This window comes from Streptomyces sp. HPF1205 (assembly GCF_020400825.1).
In the GTDB taxonomy this organism is placed as follows: domain Bacteria; phylum Actinomycetota; class Actinomycetes; order Streptomycetales; family Streptomycetaceae; genus Actinacidiphila.
Map to the genome: position 1 here is coordinate 50,955 of NZ_JAINVH010000030.1, position 17,234 is coordinate 68,188.

Sequence of the window (17,234 nt, forward strand, 5' to 3'; positions counted from 1 at the left end):
CGAAGCCGCGTTCCGTCCTTCGCCCGAACCCGAGGAGCACCATGTCAGGACCCGTCGTGGACGCCCAGACGCCGACGTCCCTTCCCCCGCCCGCCGGAAGCGCGCTGAACCGCTGGTTCCGCATCGCGGAGCGCGGGTCCACTCCGGGACGCGAGGTACGCGGTGGCGTGGCCACCTTCTTCACGATGGCGTACATCCTCGTACTGAACCCGATCATCCTCGGCAGCGGGACGGACAAGTACGGACACCACCTGTCGCCCGCTCAACTCGTCACCGCCACCGCCCTGGTGGCCGCCGTGATGACCGCGGCCATGGGCGTCGGCGGGAACCTGCCGCTCGCCATCGCGGCGGGTCTCGGCCTCAACGCGGTCGTCGCCTACCAGCTCGCGCCGAAGATGAGCTGGCCGGACGCGATGGGCCTGGTGGTCCTGGAGGGCGCGCTGATCTGCGTCCTCGTGGCGACCGGCCTGCGGGAGGCGATCATGAACGCCATCCCGCTGCCCATCAAACAGGCCATCAGCGTCGGGATCGGCCTGTTCATCGCCTTCATCGGCTTCGTCGACGCCGGGTTCGCCACCCGTGTCCCGGACGCCGCGCACACGACCGTGCCGGTCCAGCTCGGCGCCACCGGCACCCTCAGCGGCTGGCCGGTCCTGGTGTTCTGCGTCGGGGTGCTGCTCACCGTCGCGCTGGTCGCCCGGCGGGTCAAGGGCGCGATCCTGATCGGCATCGTGACGATGACGGTCGTGGCGATCATCGTGAACTCGGCCGCGAACGTCCCGGACGCCGCCTGGGGGCTGACCGTGCCGAAGTGGCCGCACAAGGTGGTGGCGAGCCCCGACTTCGGGCTCATCGGGCACTTCAGTGTCTTCGGCGGCTTCCGGGAGGCGGGGGTGGTCACGGCCTCGCTCTTCGTCTTCACCCTGGTGCTGTCGGACTTCTTCGACGCCATGGGCACGATCGTGGGCATATCCGGCGAGGCCGGGCTGCTCGACAAGCGCGGCCGGGTGCCGAACATCGGCCGTGTGCTGTTCATCGACGGCGCCGCGGCCGTCGCGGGCGGCGCGGCCTCGTGCTCGTCGAACACCGCCTACGTGGAGTCGGCCGCGGGCGTCGGCGAGGGCGCGCGCACGGGCCTGGCCAGCGTCGTCACGGGGGCGCTGTTCGCGCTGGCCCTGTTCCTGTCCCCGCTGGCCGCGGTCGTCCCCTCGCAGGCCGCCGCTCCCGCCCTGGTGGCGGTCGGCTTCCTGCTCATGGCCCAGGTCCGCGCCATCGACTGGACGCAGTACGACATCGCCGTCCCGGCGTTCCTCACCATCGCGGCGATGCCCTTCACCTACAGCATCACCAACGGCATCGGCGCGGGCTTCCTGTCCTTCGTGGCGATCAAACTGGTGCTGGGTAAGGCGCGGGAGGTGCACCCCCTGGTGTGGGCGGTGTCGGTGTGCTTCGTGGCCTACTTCGCGATCGACCCGATCCAGCACTGGCTCGGCGCCAAGTAGCGGCCCGCGGCCCGGGCGGGCCCTCTGCCGCCCGCAGGCTGCCGCCCGCAGGCTGCCGGCTGCGCCCGCTGGTGCCGGGAACTCCGCCGAAGTGCGGGGAGTTCTGCGGATACGGGCCGGTGCGCGTGCCGGCCCGGCCAACCGCTCCGACCGGGCGCCCCCGTCCCGGCCGGAGCGGCCGCACCGCCCGCCCCTGCCGCCGGTCCCCTCCTCCGGCGGGAGGCGGGCGGCGCGCGCACGGCGTCCGCGCGCCGCTCAGCGGCCGCTCAACGGCGGCTCGCGGGAGTGGCGACGGCCCGGTCGCGTCCGGCCGCCGCGGAGTCGGAGGCGGCCCGCGGGCCGGCGGCGCCCGGCTCGGTACGTGAAGCCGTGCGGCCGACCGCCGACCGTGCCCTTCCCGTCCGCACCGCGTCACGTACGCGTACGGGCCGCGCCCTTCCCCGCCGCCTCAGCGCGCCCGATCCGACCGCGACGCCGGTGGCGACCAGGGCGCTGCCCATGAGGCGGCCGGCGCCGAAGGTGCCGACGCCGACCAGGGGCGCGGTCAGCGCGGCGGAGACGGGGATCAGACCGGAGCACAGGGTGGCGCGTTCGGCGCCGATGCGCTGCATGCCCGCGTACCAGCAGACGAAGCCGATCACCGTGGCGACCACGGACTGCCAGGCCAGGGCGAGGGTCTCGGCGCCGGTGGGCACGCGCAGGGCCGCGCGGCCGTCGCACACCGCCGCGACGCCGGCCGCTTCCAGGGCGGCCAGCGCGCACACGCACGCCGACAGCAGCGGCGGTCCGAGCCGCCCCACGAGGGGAGCGGCGAGCAGGGCGAACCCGACCTCGCCCGCCAGGGCCGCCACCGACCAGCACAAGCCCGCGGTGTCCGTGCCGCCCCATCCCTGGACGGCGAAGGCACCCGAGGCGACCAGCAGCGCCCCGGTGACGACGGCCGGGGACGGCCGCCGCCCGGCGCCCAGCGGCACGAGGACGGCGACGACCACCGGCGCGCAGCCCACCAGGACGCCAGGCACCGCCGGCTGCGCGGTCCGTTCGGCCGCCAGGATCGACAGGTTGAAGCCGACCATGCCCACGCCCGCCACCGCCGCGGCCAGCGCCCAGTGCCGCGCGGTGAGGGAGCGCAGCTTGCGCGCCGCGCCGCCGCGAGACGGCCACAGCAGCAGAAGGGCGGCGCTCGCGTACCGCAGGGCCTGGCCGCCGGCGTGCGGGTACTGGACGAGGGCACCACCAGCCGTGAAGGACGCGCCGACCAGGACGCAGGCGACGGCGGCCAGCAGGAAGCCGGTTCGGTACGAGGAGTTCATGTCCGCACGCTACGAAGCACGATCGGTCCGGTTTAAGGTCCATTTCCATGGCGATTACGAGGACCACTTCGGCGACCCCGGGCACAGGCGCGGGTTCCGGCACGGACACGGGTCCCGGCACGGACGGAGCCGTGCGTGGGGGCGCCGACACGCATAGGGCCGGGGACGCCAGTTCCGACACCCGGGCGGCCCGGGACGCCGGTTCCGGCACCGACGCGGCCAAGGACGCCGATCCCGGCATGGACGAGGCCCGGGACGCCAGCCCCGACACCCGCGCGGCCCAGGACGACGGTTCCGGCACTCACGAGGCCCAGGACGCGAGCCCCGGCACTCACGCGCCCCAGGACGCGGGCCCCGACACCGACAGGGCCCAGGACGCGCGGGACCGCGGCGCGGGCGTCGAGGGGACGGGGTGGACCGCCGCTTGGGAGGTGCTCCTTCCATCTGCGGGCGCGCCGCCCCGGCGGCGGGGGCGGGCGCTGCAAGGGGCGCTGCGGGAGGCCGTCAGGTCGGGGCGGCTCGCGCCCGGAACCCGGCTGCCGTCGAGCCGGGAGCTGGCGGCGGATCTGGGGGTCTCGCGGGGCCTGGTCACGGACGCCTACGCCCAGCTCACCGCCGAGGGCTACCTGACCGGCCGCCAGGGTGCGGGGACCTGGGTGACCGAGGGGGCGGCCCAGGCCGCCGCGGCCCCGGCGGAGCCGTTCGCCGAGGACGACCGGGGCGGCCCGCTGGACCTGCGGGCCGGGGTGCCCGACCTGTCGCTGTTCCCGCGTACCGCCTGGTCGGCCGCGCACCGCCGGGTGGTCGCGCGTCTGCCGAACCGGGCGTTCGGCTACCCCGACCCGCGGGGGCTGCCCGCGCTGCGCGAGGCGGTGGCCGAACTGCTCGCCAGGCGCAGAGGGGTGGCCGCCGATCCGGACCACGTCGTCATCACCTCGGGCGTCACGCAGGCGCAGACCCTGCTCGGCCTGGTGCTGCGGGGGCGCGGGGAGCGTCTGATGGCCGTCGAGGACCCGGGGAGCCCCGAGCACAACGGTCTGCTGGCCGCGATCGGGATCACCGCCGTGCCGGTGCCGGTCGACGCGGGCGGGCTGGACGTCGGGGCACTGGCGGCGACGGGGGTGCGATCGGTGATCGTCACGCCGTGCCACCAGTTCCCGTCCGGCGTGGCCTACCGGGCGGCGCGGCGCGCGGCCCTCACCGAGTGGGCCCGCTCGGTGGACGGCCTGGTGCTGGAGGACGACTACGACGGCGACTTCCGCTACGACCGGGCGCCGGTCGGCGCGCTGCAGGGCCTGGCACCGGGGCATGTGGCGTACACCGGTTCGGTGAGCAAGGCGCTCGCGCCCGGGCTGCGGCTGGGCTGGCTGGTGGCTCCCGCGGACCTGGCAGCGGACGCCGCCTCGCGCAAGCGGACGATGGACCTGGGCAACCCGGTCACGGAGCAGGCCGTGCTCGCCGAGTTCCTGCGCGGCGGGCACTACGACCGGCACCTGCGGCGCTGCCAGCGCGCGTACCGGGTCCGGCGCGACACGCTGGTCGCGGCGCTGGCGCGGTGCGTGCCGGGTGCCTCAGTGAGCGGCATCGCGGCGGGACTGCACGCGATCGTGACGCTGCCCCGGGCGTACGGGCCGCAGCGGCGCTTCCTCGCCGCCGCCGCGGCGGCCGGCCTGAAGGTGCGGCCGCTGTCGGCGTACCGGTTCGCGGCGGCGGGCGGCCCGGGCGTGCCGCCGGGCACCGAGGAGGACGAGCCGGCTCTCGTGGTGGGCTACGCGCATCTGGCGCCTGAGGCGCTCACCAACGCGGTCCGGCTCATGGCCTCGCTCGCCGCCCGCTGAGGCCGGGACGCCCGCGCGGCGCCCGTGAGCTCACCGCCCGGTCCGCGCCGGGACCGCCTCGGCCCGGGCCCGGCGGTCGCCGGCGGTCGTCGGCGGTCCGGCCGGTCACCTCCGGGTACTCCTCGACCACGGCGGTGGCGCGGGCGCGCGCGCTGTCCGGGCGGCCCAGCCGGACCTGGAGCCAGGCGCCGGGCAGTACGGGGGCGCCGCGGTCGTCGCGGACGCCGGTGCCGAGCGGGGCGGGGCGGGCGGCGCGGGTCCGCGGGGCGGGCGGCGAGGCCGGGCCGTCGCAGGGGCCGCGGCACCCGGTCGGCCGTCCGGGCGGCCGGGATCGCACCGGGCACCCGGACGTCACCCGGCGGCCATTACGCCGGCGCCTCGCGGTCGCGCCGGCCGGGCGGCCCGGCGGAGCCGCGAGAACGGCAAAAAGGTTGAAAGGATAACTTAACCGACAAGTTCCGGCCTTTACCGTCCGGTCACGGAACGTTCGTGATCGCGCAACACCGGTTCGGCAGGCTGAACGCATGCCTCGTTCGACACCTGACCACGCCCCCGACCGTGCCGCGACCCGGCAGACGGAGCGTCACCCGGACCGTAGGCGGCGCCGTCACCGCGGCCGCGACCTGGTGGAAACGGCCGTCCTGTTCGCCGCCATGGCCGCCGCCGACTTCGTCGCCGACCTCGTCGACCACGGCCCGGACGGCCGGGTGCTGCTGATCACCTCGGCCGCCGGACTGCTCGCGGCGGCCGTGTTCCACCGGTGGGCGCACCACCGCAGGGACCGGGCCGGCGCCGCGGAGGACGCGCCGGTACCGGTCGGCCGGCGGGAGCCGGAAGACGGCGAGCGGGAGACCGCGCTGTGGCGGCTGCGCACCACGGTGCGGGACGCCCCCGGTTCGCTGGCCGCGGTGTGCGCGGCCCTCGCGGACAGCGGGGTGGACATCGTCACGCTGCAGACCCATCCACTGGCCGAGGGCACGGTCGACGAGTTCCTGCTGCGGGCGCCCCGATCGCTGCCGGCCGCCGCACTGGCGGTGACCGTCGGGGAGGCCGGCGGCGCCGATACGTGGCTGGAACGGGCCGACGCCCACGACCTGGTCGACGCCCCGACCCGTATGCTCGCCCTGGCCACCAGGACCGCCCTCGACGCGGCGGAACTCCCGCTGGCGCTGCGCCAGTTGTTCGGCCGCTGCACGATCCGGTCCACCCCGGCCGGTGACGAGGAGGACACCCCCGTGGCGGACGACGCCCTGCGACCCACCGTGATGCGGCTGCGCGACCCGTCGGGCGGGACGATCACGGTGCGGCGCGACTACCTGCCGTTCACGCCCACCGAGTTCGCCCGGGCCCGCGCCCTGGTGGAACTCGACGCGCGGCTCGGCGTGCGTACGCCCGCGGGCCCGCGGCCGCTCACGCTGTCGCGGGGTGAGGAGATCACCGTCCGCCGCGCCACGCCCGAGGACCGGGCCGCGGCACTGGCGATGCACGAGCGCTGCTCCCCCAGGACGCTGGCGCTGCGCTACCACGGCCCGGTCACCGACGCCGACCGCTACCTCGCCCACCTGCTCAGCCCCCGCTTCGGGCGGTCCGTCGCGGTCGAGACCGCCTCCGGCCGGCTGGTGGCACTCGGCCACCTGCTGTGGGACGGCGACGAGAACGAGGTCGCGCTGCTCGTCGAGGACGAGTGGCAGCGCCGCGGTGTCGGCGCGGCGCTGCTGCGCGCGCTCGTCGAGATGGCGGTCGAGGCGGGCCGGGAGAGCGTGTACGCGGTCACGCAGTCCACCAACACCGGGATGGTCGCGGCGATGCGGTCGCTGCGGCTGCCGCTGGACTACCAGGTGGAGGACGGGACGCTGGTGCTGACCGCGTCACTGCCGGTCGTACCCGCGGCTTCCGCGCACAAGGCGGCGTCCGCGGACCAGGCGGCTTCCAGGTCCGAGGCCGCGTCCGGGCCCGTGGCGGCGCCCTGTTCCGACGCGGGGCCGCGGCTCGCCGCGCTGCCCTGGGTGTCCGGCCGCACGAGCTGATCCGCCCGCGCCGCGGGCTCCTGCCGAACGGACGCGGCCAACGCCTGGTCCAGGTCCCGCCACAGGTCGTCGGCGTTCTCCAGGCCGACCGACATGCGCAGGAGGCGGTCGCCGACGCCCGCCGACCAGCGGTCGTCGCCGGGGACGATGCGGTGGCTGATCGAGGCCGGGTGCTGGATGAGCGTGTCGACGCTGCCGAGGCTGACCGCGGGAGTGATCAGCCGTACGGCGGAGATCACCGCGTGCGGGTCGCCGGCCGTCTCGAAGGCGATCATGGCACCGCCGATGCGGGGGTAGTGGACGGCGGTGACGCGGGGGTCGGCGGCCAGCCGGGCCGCGAGGCCGGCGGCCGTGGCCGAGGCGGCGCGGACCCGTACGGGAAGGGTGGACAGGCCGCGCAGCAGCAGGTAGCCGGCCATCGGGTGCAGGACGCCGCCGGTGGCGAACCTGACCAGCCGCAGCCGCCGCGCGAACTCCTCGTCGCAGGCCACCACTCCGCCCATGACGTCGCCGTGCCCACCCAGGTATTTGGTCGCGCTGTGCAGCACGATCCGGGCTCCGAGGCCGGCGGGCCGCTGCAGGACCGGGGTGGCGAAGGTGTTGTCGGCGAGCAGCGGCACGCCGCCGCAGGCGTCGGCGACGGCCCGCAGGTCCAGCTCCGCCAGCGTCGGGTTGGCCGGCGTCTCCACCATGACCAGGCCGGTGTCGGGGCGCAGGGCGGCCGCCACGCTCGCGCCGACCGCCTCCGCCCGGCCGTCCCCCGGGTCGGCCCAGGTGACCTCGGTGCCGAGCAGGCCCGCGGTCAGCAGGTGGTCGCTGCACCCGTACAGCGGCCGGACCGCCACCACGTGCCGCAGCCCTCGCGCGGACTGTGCCAGCAGGCAGGCGCTGAGCGCCGCCATGCCGCTGGCGAACGCGACGGCGGACTCGGTGCCCTCCAGCCGGGCCAGGGCGGTCTCGAACCGGGCCGTGGTGGGGTTGTCCAGCCGGGCGTAGACGGGCGGGCCGTCCGGCAGGGCGCCGGTGGCGGCGAAGGCGTCCAGCCGCGCGGCCTCGCCGCGGCTGTCCCGTGACGGGTAGGTGGTGGACAGGTCCAGGGGTACGGCGTGCAGGCCCGCGGCGGCGAGGTCCTCGCGCCCGGCGTGCACGGCCTCGGTGTCCAGAGCGCGGTCCGAGGGGCTCGATGCGGTGGTCGACTCCATACCCGTCACACTGAACGTCCACCGGGCCGAACGGGCTGAAGGCCGTGCTACGTTCGGTCGATGACCGAATCCGTCGCTCTCGATCCGGTGGACCTGGACATTCTGCGCATCCTGCAGAACGACGCGCGGACCACGTACCGCGACCTGGCGGCGGCCGTCGGCGTGGCACCGTCCACCTGCCTGGACCGGGTGGCTCGGCTGCGCCGCAGCGGGGTGATCCTCGGGCACGAGCTGCGGCTGGACCCGGCCAGGCTCGGCCGCGGCCTGCAGGCGCTGCTGCTGGTGCAGGTGCGGCCGCACCGCCGCGAACTGATCGGCCCCTTCGTCGACCGGATCCGCGCCCTGCCGGAGTCCCGGGCGCTGTTCCACCTCACCGGTCCCGACGACTACCTGGTGCACGTCGCCGTGGCGGGCACCGCCGATCTGCAGCGCCTGGTGCTGGACGAGTTCACCGCGCGCCGGGAGGTCGCGCGCGTGGAGACGCGGCTGATCTTCCAGCAGTGGGAGTGCGGGCCGCTGCTGCCGCCGGGCGCCTGACCGCAAGACCGTCACCTTGCGTGGCCGACCTCGTACGCGGCGGTGATCGCCACCCGGCCCCCGAGGGGCCGGGCCGCCGGCCGCCCGGGACGCCCGCAGGGACGCCGTCAAGGACGCCGTCAGGGACGAAGAAGCCCCATGCTGATGACGCGGAGGCCCCCGGCGTACCAGGATGTGGGCATGTCCAATCTCACCAGCAGCTCGCTGCCACGGCAGGTCGCCGACGCCTATGTCGACGACCTCATCGAACTCGACCCGATCATCGGCACGTACCTGGGTGTGCCCGCCAGTTACCGACTGTTGCCGGACTTCTCGCCCGCCGGCCAGGAGGCGCGTGCGGAACTCGCCAGGACCACGCTGGCGGAGCTGGCGCGGGCCGAGGCACGGCCGGGCGGCGACAGCGACGCCGAGCGGCGCTGCGCCCGGCTGCTGCGCGAGCGGCTGACCTCGGAGCTGGCCGTCCACGAGGCGGGCGAGTCGCTGCGCGCGATCAGCAACATCGCCTCGCCCGCGCACAGCATCAGGGAGGCGTTCACGCTGACGCCGACCGAGACCCCGGAGAACTACGCCGACCTGGCGGCCAGGCTGCGTGCCGTGCCCGCCGCGCTGCGGGGCTATCGCGAGTCGCTGGCGGAGGGGCTGGCCCGCGATCTGCCCGGCGGACCGCGGCAGGTGGAGACGGTCGTCGAGCAGATCGGCGAGTGGACGGGCGACGGCGGCTCCGGCTCCTGGTTCGCCGCGCTCACCGCCGACGGGCCGCAGGAGCTGCGGGCCGAGCTCGACGCGGCGGCGGCCGAGGCCACCGCCGCGTACGCGGAGCTGCGCGACTGGCTGCGGGACGTGTACGCGCCCGGCGTCGCCGGCGCTCCCGACCCGGTCGGCCGGGAGCGGTACGCGCGCTGGTCCCAGTACTGGAACGGCACCGACCTCGACCTGGACGAGGCGTACGCCTACGGCTGGTCGGAGTTCCACCGGCTGCGCGAGGAGATGATCGCCGAGGCCGGCAAGATCCTCCCGGACACCGATCCGTGGGAGGTGCTGCGCCACCTGGAGGACCACGGCCAGGCCGTCGAGGGCGTGGACGAGGTGCAGCGGTGGCTGCAGGCGCTGATGGACGAGGCCATCGAGGCGCTGGACGGGACGCACTTCGAACTCGCCGAGCGGGTCAAGCGGGTCGAGGCGCGGATCGCCCCGCCCGGCGGCGCGGCCGCCCCGTACTACACCGCGCCCTCGGAGGACTTCTCCCGGCCGGGCCGCACCTGGCTGCCCACCATGGGCCGCACCCGGTTCCCCGTCTTCAACCTGGTCTCGACCTGGTACCACGAGGGGGTGCCCGGCCACCACCTGCAGCTCGCGCAGTGGGCGCACGTGGCCGAGGACCTGTCCCGCTACCAGGCCACCATCGGCATGGTCAGCGCCAACGCCGAGGGCTGGGCGCTGTACGCCGAGCGGCTGATGGACGAACTGGGCTTCCTCACCGACCCCGAGCGGCGGCTGGGCTACCTCGACGCGCAGATGATGCGGGCCAACCGCGTCATCGTGGACATCGGCATGCACCTGCAACTGGAGATCCCGCGGGACTCGCCGTTCCACCCGGGCGAGCGCTGGACGCCGGAGCTGGCCCGCGAGTTCTTCGGGATGCACAGCGGGCGTCCGCCGGCCTTCGTGGACAGCGAGGTGATCCGCTACCTCGGGATCCCCGGCCAGGCCATCGGCTACAAGCTGGGTGAGCGCGCCTGGCTGACCGGCCGGGCCGCGGCACGCGCCGCGCGCGGTGACGCCTTCGACGCCAAGGCGTGGCACATGGCCGCGCTCTCGCTGGGCTCGCTTGGCCTGGACGACCTTGTGGCGGAGATCTCCGCGCTGTAGCCGGCGCGAGGCGTACGGCGGCGCGACACGTGCGGCGGCCGGACCCCGTCCCGTTGGCGGGTCCGGCCGCCGCACGCGCCCGTCGCCCGGGTTTCGGGCCCGGGCGCCGGCCCGGTGCTCCGGCCCGGTGCTCCGGGCCGCGGCGGCCGTGGTTACGCTGGCTGCTTGCGGTCGCCGCGCGCACGGCGGCCGGGACCGCGGGAACGCAAGAACACCGGAACACCAGAACGCGGAAACGCTGAACCCGCGCGGTCGGCAGCGGCCGCAACACGCACGGGGGAAGCATGGGGGAAGTCCTTCGGAGAGGGCGGGACGGCTGGATGACGCTGCACGCTTCGCACGACGGCGGGCGCCTCGTGCTGACCCAGGGCCGGCTGACGCTGCGGGAGCAGCTTCCCGAGGAGGCCGCGCTGCTGGCCGAGGGCAAGCCGGGCTCGCTGGTGTGGATCGACGGGGTGCCGGGGGACGGAACGGTCGGGGCGGCCACGATGACGGTGGCCGCCGCCAGGGCCGGGGTCTACCGGCCGGGCTGGGGCCTGTTCGCGATCACGCGGACCGAGGACGGGACGGCCCTGGGCGGCGCCGGCTTCCACGGTCCGCCGGACGGCGGCGCCGTGGAGATCGGCTACGACCTGTCGGAGTCCGGCCGCGGCGGGGGCTGGGCCACCGACGCCGCCCGGGCGCTGTGCCAGTGGGCGCTCGGCCGGCCCGAGGTCCTCACGGTGCTGGCCACCACGGAGCCGGGCAACCGGCCCTCCCAGGCCGTGCTGGAACGGGTGGGCTTCGCGCGGGTCGCCGACCGCGGCGAACTGTGGGCGTACGAACTGACCTCGCCGCCGGTCTGATCCGGGGCGGGCGCGGCCGCCGGCCGCGCCCGCCCCGGCCGGTGACCCGTGGTCAGCAGCCGCAGTCGTCCGCGCCGACGGGCGCGGTGAGCGGGTCGGCGGTGCGCCGCTGCCCGCCTTCGTACGTCTCGTAGGCGAAGCCCTCGCGGATCCAGTACTCGATGCCGCCGAGCATCTCCTTCACCCGGAAGCCGCGGGTGGCCAGGGCGAGCGCGGCGCGGGCGGCGCCGTTGCAGCCGGGGCCCCAGCAGTGGACGACCACGGGCACGTCCCGGTCGAGGACTTCCTCGGCCAGGTCCGGGACGATCGCGGTGGGCAGGTGGACGGCGCCGGGTATGTGCCCCTGGTCCCACGCCTGGGTGCTTCGCGTGTCGACGAGGGTGAAGCCGTGGCCGCCGGCCGCCAGGGCGGCGGCCACGTCGGAGACGTCGGTGTGGAAGGCGAGGGACGCGGCGAAATACGCGGCGGCCTCGGCCGGGGCCGCCGGGGGGACGCTCAGCACGGGGTTGTCCGCGGCTGCGGTCGCAGGCGCGGTGAGCTGCGGTGACGATGCGGATGCCGGAATTGTCATGGCACGGAATCTACCGGCCGGTGATCGCCGCCTGAAGTGGCGTTCCCCGGCGTTCTCCTTGTCCGGCCGTGCTTTCCCCTGCTAAGCAGGGAAGATGAGCACGATTTCCCTGGACGCCACGGACTGGCTGCTGCTGGAGGCCCTGCAGCGCGACGGGCGGGCCAGTTACGCCGGGATGGCACGTACGGTGTCGATGTCGCCGAGCGCGGTGACCGAGCGGGTACGGCGGCTGGAGGAGGCCGGTGTCATCACCGGCTACACGGCCGTGATCGACCACGAGCGTGTCGGGCTGCCGGTCCTGGCCCTGGTCCGGCTGCGCTATCCCACCGGCAACTACAAACCGTTCCACGACCTGCTCGGCAGCACCCCGGAGGTACTGGAGGCACACCATGTGACCGGGGACGACTGCTTCGTGCTGAAGGTGGCGGCCCGGTCGATGCGGCACCTGGAGGAGGTGACCGGGCGGATCTCCGGCCTGGGCGCGGTCACCACCAGTGTGGTGTACTCCTCGCCGCTGGAGCGGCGCCCGCTGGTGCTCTAGCGGCCGGGCCCCGGGGGCGCCGCCCACGGTCGGCGTCCGGGTCAGGCGCGTGGCGTCGCGATCGCGGTCGCCGTCCGCGTCCGCACCGTGGAGCCGTCCCGGCCCTTGACGACGCGGAGTTGGGCCGGAATGCGGTGGCGCAGGTCGGCGACATGGCTGACGATGCCGACGGCCCGGTCGCGTTCGCGCAGGGAGTCGAGGACGTCCAGCACCTCGTCGAGGGTCTGCTCGTCGAGGCTGCCGAAGCCCTCGTCGATGAAGAGGGTGTCCAGGCGGGTACCGCCGGCCTCGTCGGTCACCACGTCCGCCAGTCCCAGCGCGAGCGCGAGCGAGGCGAAGAAGGTCTCGCCGCCGGACAGGGTGGAGGTGTCGCGTTCCGTACCGGTCCAGGAGTCGACCACGACGAGGCCGAGACCGGACTTGGCCCTGCGGTCGGCGCGGGCGTCGGAATGGGCCAGCGTGTAGCGGCCGCTGGACATGCGGCGCAGCCGTGCGCCCGCGGCCGCGGCCACCTGCTCCAGCCGCGCCGCCAGCACGTAGGTCTCCAGCTCCATCCGGTACGTGTTCTCGGCGCTGGTGGCGCCGGCCAGGTCGGACAGCCGTTTGAGGCGGGCGAAGCCGTCCCGCGCGGGGGCCAGTTCGCGGACCCTGGCGGTGGCGAGGGCGCCGAGCCGGTCGAGCTCGGCGGTGCGGGAGGCGGCAGCGGACTCGGCGGCCGAGGCGTCGCGCAGGGCGCGGGTGGCCGCGGCCAGCGCGGCCTCGGCCGGCTCGGGTTCGGCGGGCCGGCGCCGCGCGGCGGCGGCCGGACCCGGCGCGGAGAGTTCCGCGGCGACCGCCGCCTCCTGCCGGGCCCACTCCTCGGCCTCGCGTTCGGCCGCGCGGCGCCGGTCGGCGGGCAGCAGTGCGGCGGCCGCCTCCTCGGGTGAACCGAAGCCGGCACCGGCGGCGGCCACCACGGCAGCCTCCTCGGCCTCCGTCAGCCGCTCCTGGGCGTCGGCACGCTCCCGGGCGGCGGTCGCCGCCCGCTCCAGCAGCGCGGCCCGGCGGGCCAGCGCCGTACGCCGGGCCGCCACGTCGGCGTACCCGGCCCGGGCCAGGTCCCGTTCGGACCGCGCCTGCTCGTAGCGCTCGGTGAGCTCCTCGCGGCGCGAGGCCCTGGCCGCCGCCCGGCTGACCGCCTCCTGCCGCAGGGCGGTCCTGCGGTCGCGCTCCTGCTCGGCGCCTTCCAGGGCCAGGCGGGCCTCGGGCACGCCGGCGGCCTCGCGTACGGCCGCGGAGTGGCGGCGGGCCAGTTCGGCGTGAGCGGCGGCGAGTTCGGCGCGCGGCGCCTCACCGGCGGTCGCCACGGCGGCCTCCAGGGCGGCCGTCAGCCGGGCCGCGGTCTCGCGGGCCAGGTCCAGGTCCGCCGACTCGCGCTGGAACTCGGCGTGGGCGCCGTCCTCGTCGGCCCGGGTGACCTGCCGCCGGGCCGGGCGGGCGGGCGCCGGGTGCTCGGTGGCGCCGCACACCCGGCACGGCTCGCCGTCGGCCAGTTCGCGGGCCAGTTCGGCCGCGATGCCGTCGATGCGTGCCTCGCGCACGTCCTGCCACCTCTCACGGGCGGCGGCGGTACGGTCCCGTGCGTCGCGTACGGCGTCCTCGGCGCGCGCGGACTCGGTGGCCAGCCGGTCGCGTTCGCCGGCCGCCGTCTCGCGCCGGGCGGCGGCCGAAACCTCTGCGGCGAGTGCGGCCGCCTGCGCGGCGGCCTCCATGGCCGCGTCCAGCCGCGCCCGCAACCGGGCCCGGGTCGCGGGCCACGCCTCCAGCCAGGTCTGCGCCTCCTGTACGGCCTCCTCGTCCGCCCGTTCCTCGCGCTCGACGGCCGCCAGCCGCTCGCCCAGCTCCCGCAGCCTTGCCTCGCCCTCCTCGCCCCGCGCGAGGCCGCCCAGTTCCTCGCGCGCCTGGCGGGCCCGTCGGATGAGCAGGTCGGCGTCGAGGTACGGGGGCACGTCCGCCGCCCGGCGGCCGGGGGCGCCCTGCGCGGGGACCGAGAGGCCGGGGGGCGCGGAGCCGGGGGCGTGAGGGGCGCGGCCCTCGCCGAAGCCGCCACCAAAACCGTCGGGGGCGGACGTCTTACGGGGGGAGCCGTCCGGGCCGCCGGGGGCCGCCGGACCCGGCTCCGGCGTGGCGCGGTCCTCGCCGGAACCGCCGCCTGAGCCGCCAATGCCGCCGCCTGGGCCGATGGCACCGTCCGGTGGGTTCCCGCTCGACGCCCGCCGCGCGTGCGGAAGCGTCGGCCCAGGACCACCGACGGGACCAGGGCCGGAACCAGCCGCCTGACCGGAACCGGCGACGGAAACGGGACCGGCGGCCTGACCACGGCCGGAATGGGCGGTCCGGCCAGGGCCGGAACCGGCGGCCGGACCGGAATCGGCGGCGTGGCCGGAACCTGGGCCAGTGGCCTGATCGGAACCGATGACCCGGCCAGGCTCCGGACCGGCGGCGGAAACGGAATGGGCGGCCTGAACAGAGCCGGAATCGGCAGTCCGACCGGAACCGGTACCGGAGCCGCCGCCCTGACCGGAACCTGGACCCGTGGCCGGACCGGAACCAGGACCCGTGGCCCGGCCGGAGCCGGAACCGGCGGCGGCAGTCGGCGCGACGGCCGGGGCGGGGGGCAACGGCTCGCCCGACGCCACCAGTTCGGCGGCCGCGGCGCGCTCCGCCGCCACGGCCGCCTCGTACCGCTCGGCCGCCTTGCCGCGCAGGGCCAGGGCCGGTTCCACGCCGGCCGCGCGCCGGGCCCGGTCGAGTCGGGCGCGGGCCTCGGTCCTGGCCGGCCGTTCCTGGTCGAGGATCCGGGCGCGGCGGCGCGCCTCGGCGTGGCGGGCCTGGAGGGCGTGCAGGTCGCGGGCCGCCGTGGCCGCCTCGGCGGCGGACGCGTGGACGTGCTCGGCGCCGGTGACGGCCGCGCGGGCGATCTCGTACCGCTCCCGCGCCTCGCACCGCAGCTCCGCCGCCCACGCCAGCAGCCAGCCGCCGGAATCGGGTGCCCCGCCGGATTCCGGGTCCGGGTCCGGGTCCGCGTACTGGTCCGTGCGGTCACCGGGACCGGGTCCGGCGGCCTGGCGCATCCTGGCGGCGAGGTCGGCCAGTTCGCGGTCACCGGCTTCCAGGCGTCGCCCGGCCTCGGCCGCACGGTCCCGCAGCCATGCCTCGACGGCCTTGAAGCGGCGGGTGTCGAACAGCCTGCCCAGCAGCTTAGCCCGCTCGATCGCGCTCGCCCGCAGGAAGGCGGCGAACTCGCCCTGCGGCAGCAGCACGACCTGGCAGAACTGCTCGCAGCTCATCCCCACGAGCTGCTTGATCTCCTCGCCGATCTCCTGGTGGGACTTCGACAGGCCGCGCCACTGGCCGCGGTCGTACTCCCGCAGCAAGGTGACTGCCTTGTCGTGGGTCAGGCCGGTGCCGCGCTTCTTGGCGCGCAGCTGCTCCGGGCGCCGGGTGATCTCCAGCCGCCGTCCGCCGACCGTGAGGTCGAGTACGACCTCGGTCGGCGTCCCGGCCGCCGCATGGTCGCTGCGCAGCCTGGTGGCGGGGCGGGCGCCTGGCACCTGGCCGTACAGGGCGTAGCAGACGGCGTCCAGGACCGAGGTCTTGCCCGCCCCGGTCGGGCCGTGCAGGAGGAACAGCCCGGCGGCGGACAGTTCGTCGAAGTCGACGTCCTGGGTGGTGGCGAACGGCCCGAAGGCGGTGATCCTCAGGTGGTGCAGGCGCATCAGGGGCGTTCCGTCCGTGCGGTGTCGGCGCGCACGGCGTCGAACGCCTGGCGCAGCACCTGGCGTTCGCGCGCGTCGGGTCCCGCGCCGCGGACGTGGCGCAGGAAGTCCTCGGCGATCTGGGTGTCGGTGCGGCCGCGCAGCCGCCGGGCGTACGAGAGGGCCGCGTCCTCCTCGGCCCCCTCGGGGTCGAAGGCGAGGGCGAGGATGTGCGGGAAGCGCTTGGCGAGGGCGGCCATCGGCTCGTGCGGCCGGTAGGGATCGGTGAGGGTGGCCTCGACCCAGGCGTCGGCGTGGCGCTCCAGCTTGGGGTCGGCGAGCAGGTCGTCGAGGCGGCCGCGCAGCCGGGCGAGCGGGCGCGGCACCGGCGTGTCGACCCGCTCGGCGGTCACCTCCCCACCGGGGCCGAGGTCCACCAGCCACATGCTCTTGCGGTGGTGCTCCTCGGAGAAGGAGTACGCGAGCGGCGAACCCGAGTAGCGGATCCGCTCGGTGACCGTCTGGCAGCCGTGCAGATGGCCGAGAGCCGCGTAGTGCACGCCGTCGAACACGGCCGCAGGCACGGCCTCGACGCCTCCCGCGGTGATGTCCCGTTCGCTGTCGCACGGCGCGGCGCCGGTGACGAAGGCGTGGGCGAGGACGACGCCGCGGGTGCCGGCCGGCCGCGCGGCCAGGTCGGCGCGCACCCGGTCCATGGCGGCGGTCAGCACGGCGGTGTGGTCCGCGCGCTCGGCGGCGAACTCCTCGCGCACCAGGGCCGGTTCGAGGTACGGCAGGCCGTAGACCGCCACCTCGCCGTAGCTGTCGCGCAGGACCACCGGCCGGTGGCACGCGGCCGGGTCGGTCCGCAGGTGGATGCCGGCGCGTCCCATGAGGCCGGATCCGACGCCGAGCCGGCGCGCCGAGTCGTGGTTGCCGGAGATCATCACGGTGGGCACGCCGAGGTCGGCCAGCCGGTGCAGGGTGGCGTCGTACAGCTCGACGGCGGAAAGGGGCGGTACGGCCCGGTCGTAGACGTCCCCTGCCACGAGGACGGCGTCGACGCGCTCGGCGCGGACGGTCGCCACCAGGTGGTCGAGGAAGGCCCGCTGGGCGTCGAGCAGGCCGACCCGGTGGAAGGAGCGGCCCAGGTGCCAGTCCGACGTGTGCAGCAGTCTCACTCGGTGGCCCCCACCCGCGTCTTCGTCCTCACCGTGCCCCGGCGCCGCCGGCCCGCCGGGCGGCGCCCGGC

Annotated in this window: 11 protein-coding genes and 1 pseudogene; 7 read left to right on the top strand and 5 right to left on the bottom strand. The window is 76.1% G+C overall.

Translation table 11 applies throughout. The annotated features are described in order from the left end of the window. Window positions 1-41: 41 nt before the first annotated feature. A complete protein-coding gene (locus K7G61_RS27510) occupies window positions 42-1,502 on the top strand; it encodes an NCS2 family permease (protein WP_225849697.1) in 1,461 nt (486 codons plus the stop codon). A 266-nt stretch (window positions 1,503-1,768) separates the two neighbouring features. On the opposite strand, the gene K7G61_RS27515 is transcribed toward K7G61_RS27510, so the two are convergent. Continuing rightward, the gene (locus K7G61_RS27515) at window positions 1,769-2,815 is read right to left on the bottom strand and encodes a DMT family transporter (RefSeq protein ID WP_225849698.1); all 1,047 of its coding nucleotides are present in this window, start codon (window positions 2,813-2,815) and stop codon (window positions 1,769-1,771) included. A 431-nt stretch (window positions 2,816-3,246) separates the two neighbouring features. Between K7G61_RS27515 and K7G61_RS27520 the strand changes: the two genes are divergently transcribed. Both K7G61_RS27520 and K7G61_RS37380 read left to right on the top strand, forming a co-directional pair. Continuing rightward, the gene (locus K7G61_RS27520) at window positions 3,247-4,653 is read left to right on the top strand and encodes a PLP-dependent aminotransferase family protein (RefSeq protein WP_225849734.1); all 1,407 of its coding nucleotides are present in this window, start codon (window positions 3,247-3,249) and stop codon (window positions 4,651-4,653) included. Window positions 4,654-5,918: 1,265 nt separating this feature from the next. After that, window positions 5,919-6,458 (top strand): annotated as a pseudogene (locus K7G61_RS37380) (N-acetyltransferase family protein); the annotation flags it as partial. Between the two features lie 26 nt (window positions 6,459-6,484). Here K7G61_RS37380 and K7G61_RS27530 read toward each other — a convergent pair. Next, entirely contained in the window at window positions 6,485-7,882 is a 1,398-nt protein-coding gene (locus tag K7G61_RS27530; RefSeq protein WP_308190718.1) for a PLP-dependent transferase, read from the bottom strand. Window positions 7,883-7,942: 60 nt separating this feature from the next. On the opposite strand from K7G61_RS27530, the gene K7G61_RS27535 reads away from it, so the two are divergent. The 3 genes from K7G61_RS27535 to K7G61_RS27545 all read left to right on the top strand — a co-directional run bounded on the left by K7G61_RS27535 (window position 7,943) and on the right by K7G61_RS27545 (window position 11,133). Beyond that, a complete protein-coding gene (locus tag K7G61_RS27535) occupies window positions 7,943-8,419 on the top strand; it encodes an Lrp/AsnC family transcriptional regulator (protein ID WP_225849699.1) in 477 nt (158 codons plus the stop codon). Window positions 8,420-8,599: 180 nt separating this feature from the next. Next, entirely contained in the window at window positions 8,600-10,288 is a 1,689-nt protein-coding gene (locus K7G61_RS27540) for a DUF885 domain-containing protein (RefSeq protein WP_225849700.1), read from the top strand. A gap of 320 nt (window positions 10,289-10,608) precedes the next feature. Beyond that, entirely contained in the window at window positions 10,609-11,133 is a 525-nt protein-coding gene (locus tag K7G61_RS27545) for a GNAT family N-acetyltransferase (RefSeq protein WP_225849701.1), read from the top strand. A gap of 52 nt (window positions 11,134-11,185) precedes the next feature. On the opposite strand, the gene K7G61_RS27550 is transcribed toward K7G61_RS27545, so the two are convergent. Continuing rightward, a complete protein-coding gene (locus K7G61_RS27550) occupies window positions 11,186-11,704 on the bottom strand; it encodes a rhodanese-like domain-containing protein (protein ID WP_225849702.1) in 519 nt (172 codons plus the stop codon). A gap of 94 nt (window positions 11,705-11,798) precedes the next feature. Here K7G61_RS27550 and K7G61_RS27555 point away from each other — a divergent pair, with 94 nt between their 5' ends. After that, window positions 11,799-12,245, top strand: a complete 447-nt coding sequence (locus tag K7G61_RS27555) for an Lrp/AsnC family transcriptional regulator (protein WP_225849703.1) — start codon at window positions 11,799-11,801, stop codon at window positions 12,243-12,245. 41 nt (window positions 12,246-12,286) lie between these two features. Here K7G61_RS27555 and K7G61_RS27560 read toward each other — a convergent pair whose 3' ends face one another. Both K7G61_RS27560 and K7G61_RS27565 read right to left on the bottom strand, forming a co-directional pair. Beyond that, on the bottom strand, window positions 12,287-16,003 hold the full coding sequence (locus tag K7G61_RS27560; protein ID WP_225849704.1) for an AAA family ATPase: 3,717 nt from the start codon (window positions 16,001-16,003) through the stop codon (window positions 12,287-12,289). Continuing rightward, window positions 16,003-17,163, bottom strand: coding sequence for an exonuclease SbcCD subunit D (locus K7G61_RS27565; RefSeq protein ID WP_225849705.1), 1,161 nt, complete (start codon window positions 17,161-17,163; stop codon window positions 16,003-16,005). The genes K7G61_RS27560 and K7G61_RS27565 overlap by 1 nt, the downstream gene beginning before the upstream one ends. Window positions 17,164-17,234: the final 71 nt, after the last annotated feature.

Coding starts and splice junctions, on each gene's coding strand:
- K7G61_RS27510 (WP_225849697.1), top strand. CDS start 42: ATGTCAGGACCCGTCGTGGACGCCCAGACGCCGACGTCCCTTCCCCCG.
- K7G61_RS27515 (WP_225849698.1), bottom strand. CDS start 2,815: ATGAACTCCTCGTACCGAACCGGCTTCCTGCTGGCCGCCGTCGCCTGC.
- K7G61_RS27530 (WP_308190718.1), bottom strand. CDS start 7,882: ATGGAGTCGACCACCGCATCGAGCCCCTCGGACCGCGCTCTGGACACC.
- K7G61_RS27535 (WP_225849699.1), top strand. CDS start 7,943: ATGACCGAATCCGTCGCTCTCGATCCGGTGGACCTGGACATTCTGCGC.
- K7G61_RS27540 (WP_225849700.1), top strand. CDS start 8,600: ATGTCCAATCTCACCAGCAGCTCGCTGCCACGGCAGGTCGCCGACGCC.
- K7G61_RS27545 (WP_225849701.1), top strand. CDS start 10,609: ATGACGCTGCACGCTTCGCACGACGGCGGGCGCCTCGTGCTGACCCAG.
- K7G61_RS27550 (WP_225849702.1), bottom strand. CDS start 11,704: ATGACAATTCCGGCATCCGCATCGTCACCGCAGCTCACCGCGCCTGCG.
- K7G61_RS27555 (WP_225849703.1), top strand. CDS start 11,799: ATGAGCACGATTTCCCTGGACGCCACGGACTGGCTGCTGCTGGAGGCC.
- K7G61_RS27560 (WP_225849704.1), bottom strand. CDS start 16,003: ATGCGCCTGCACCACCTGAGGATCACCGCCTTCGGGCCGTTCGCCACC.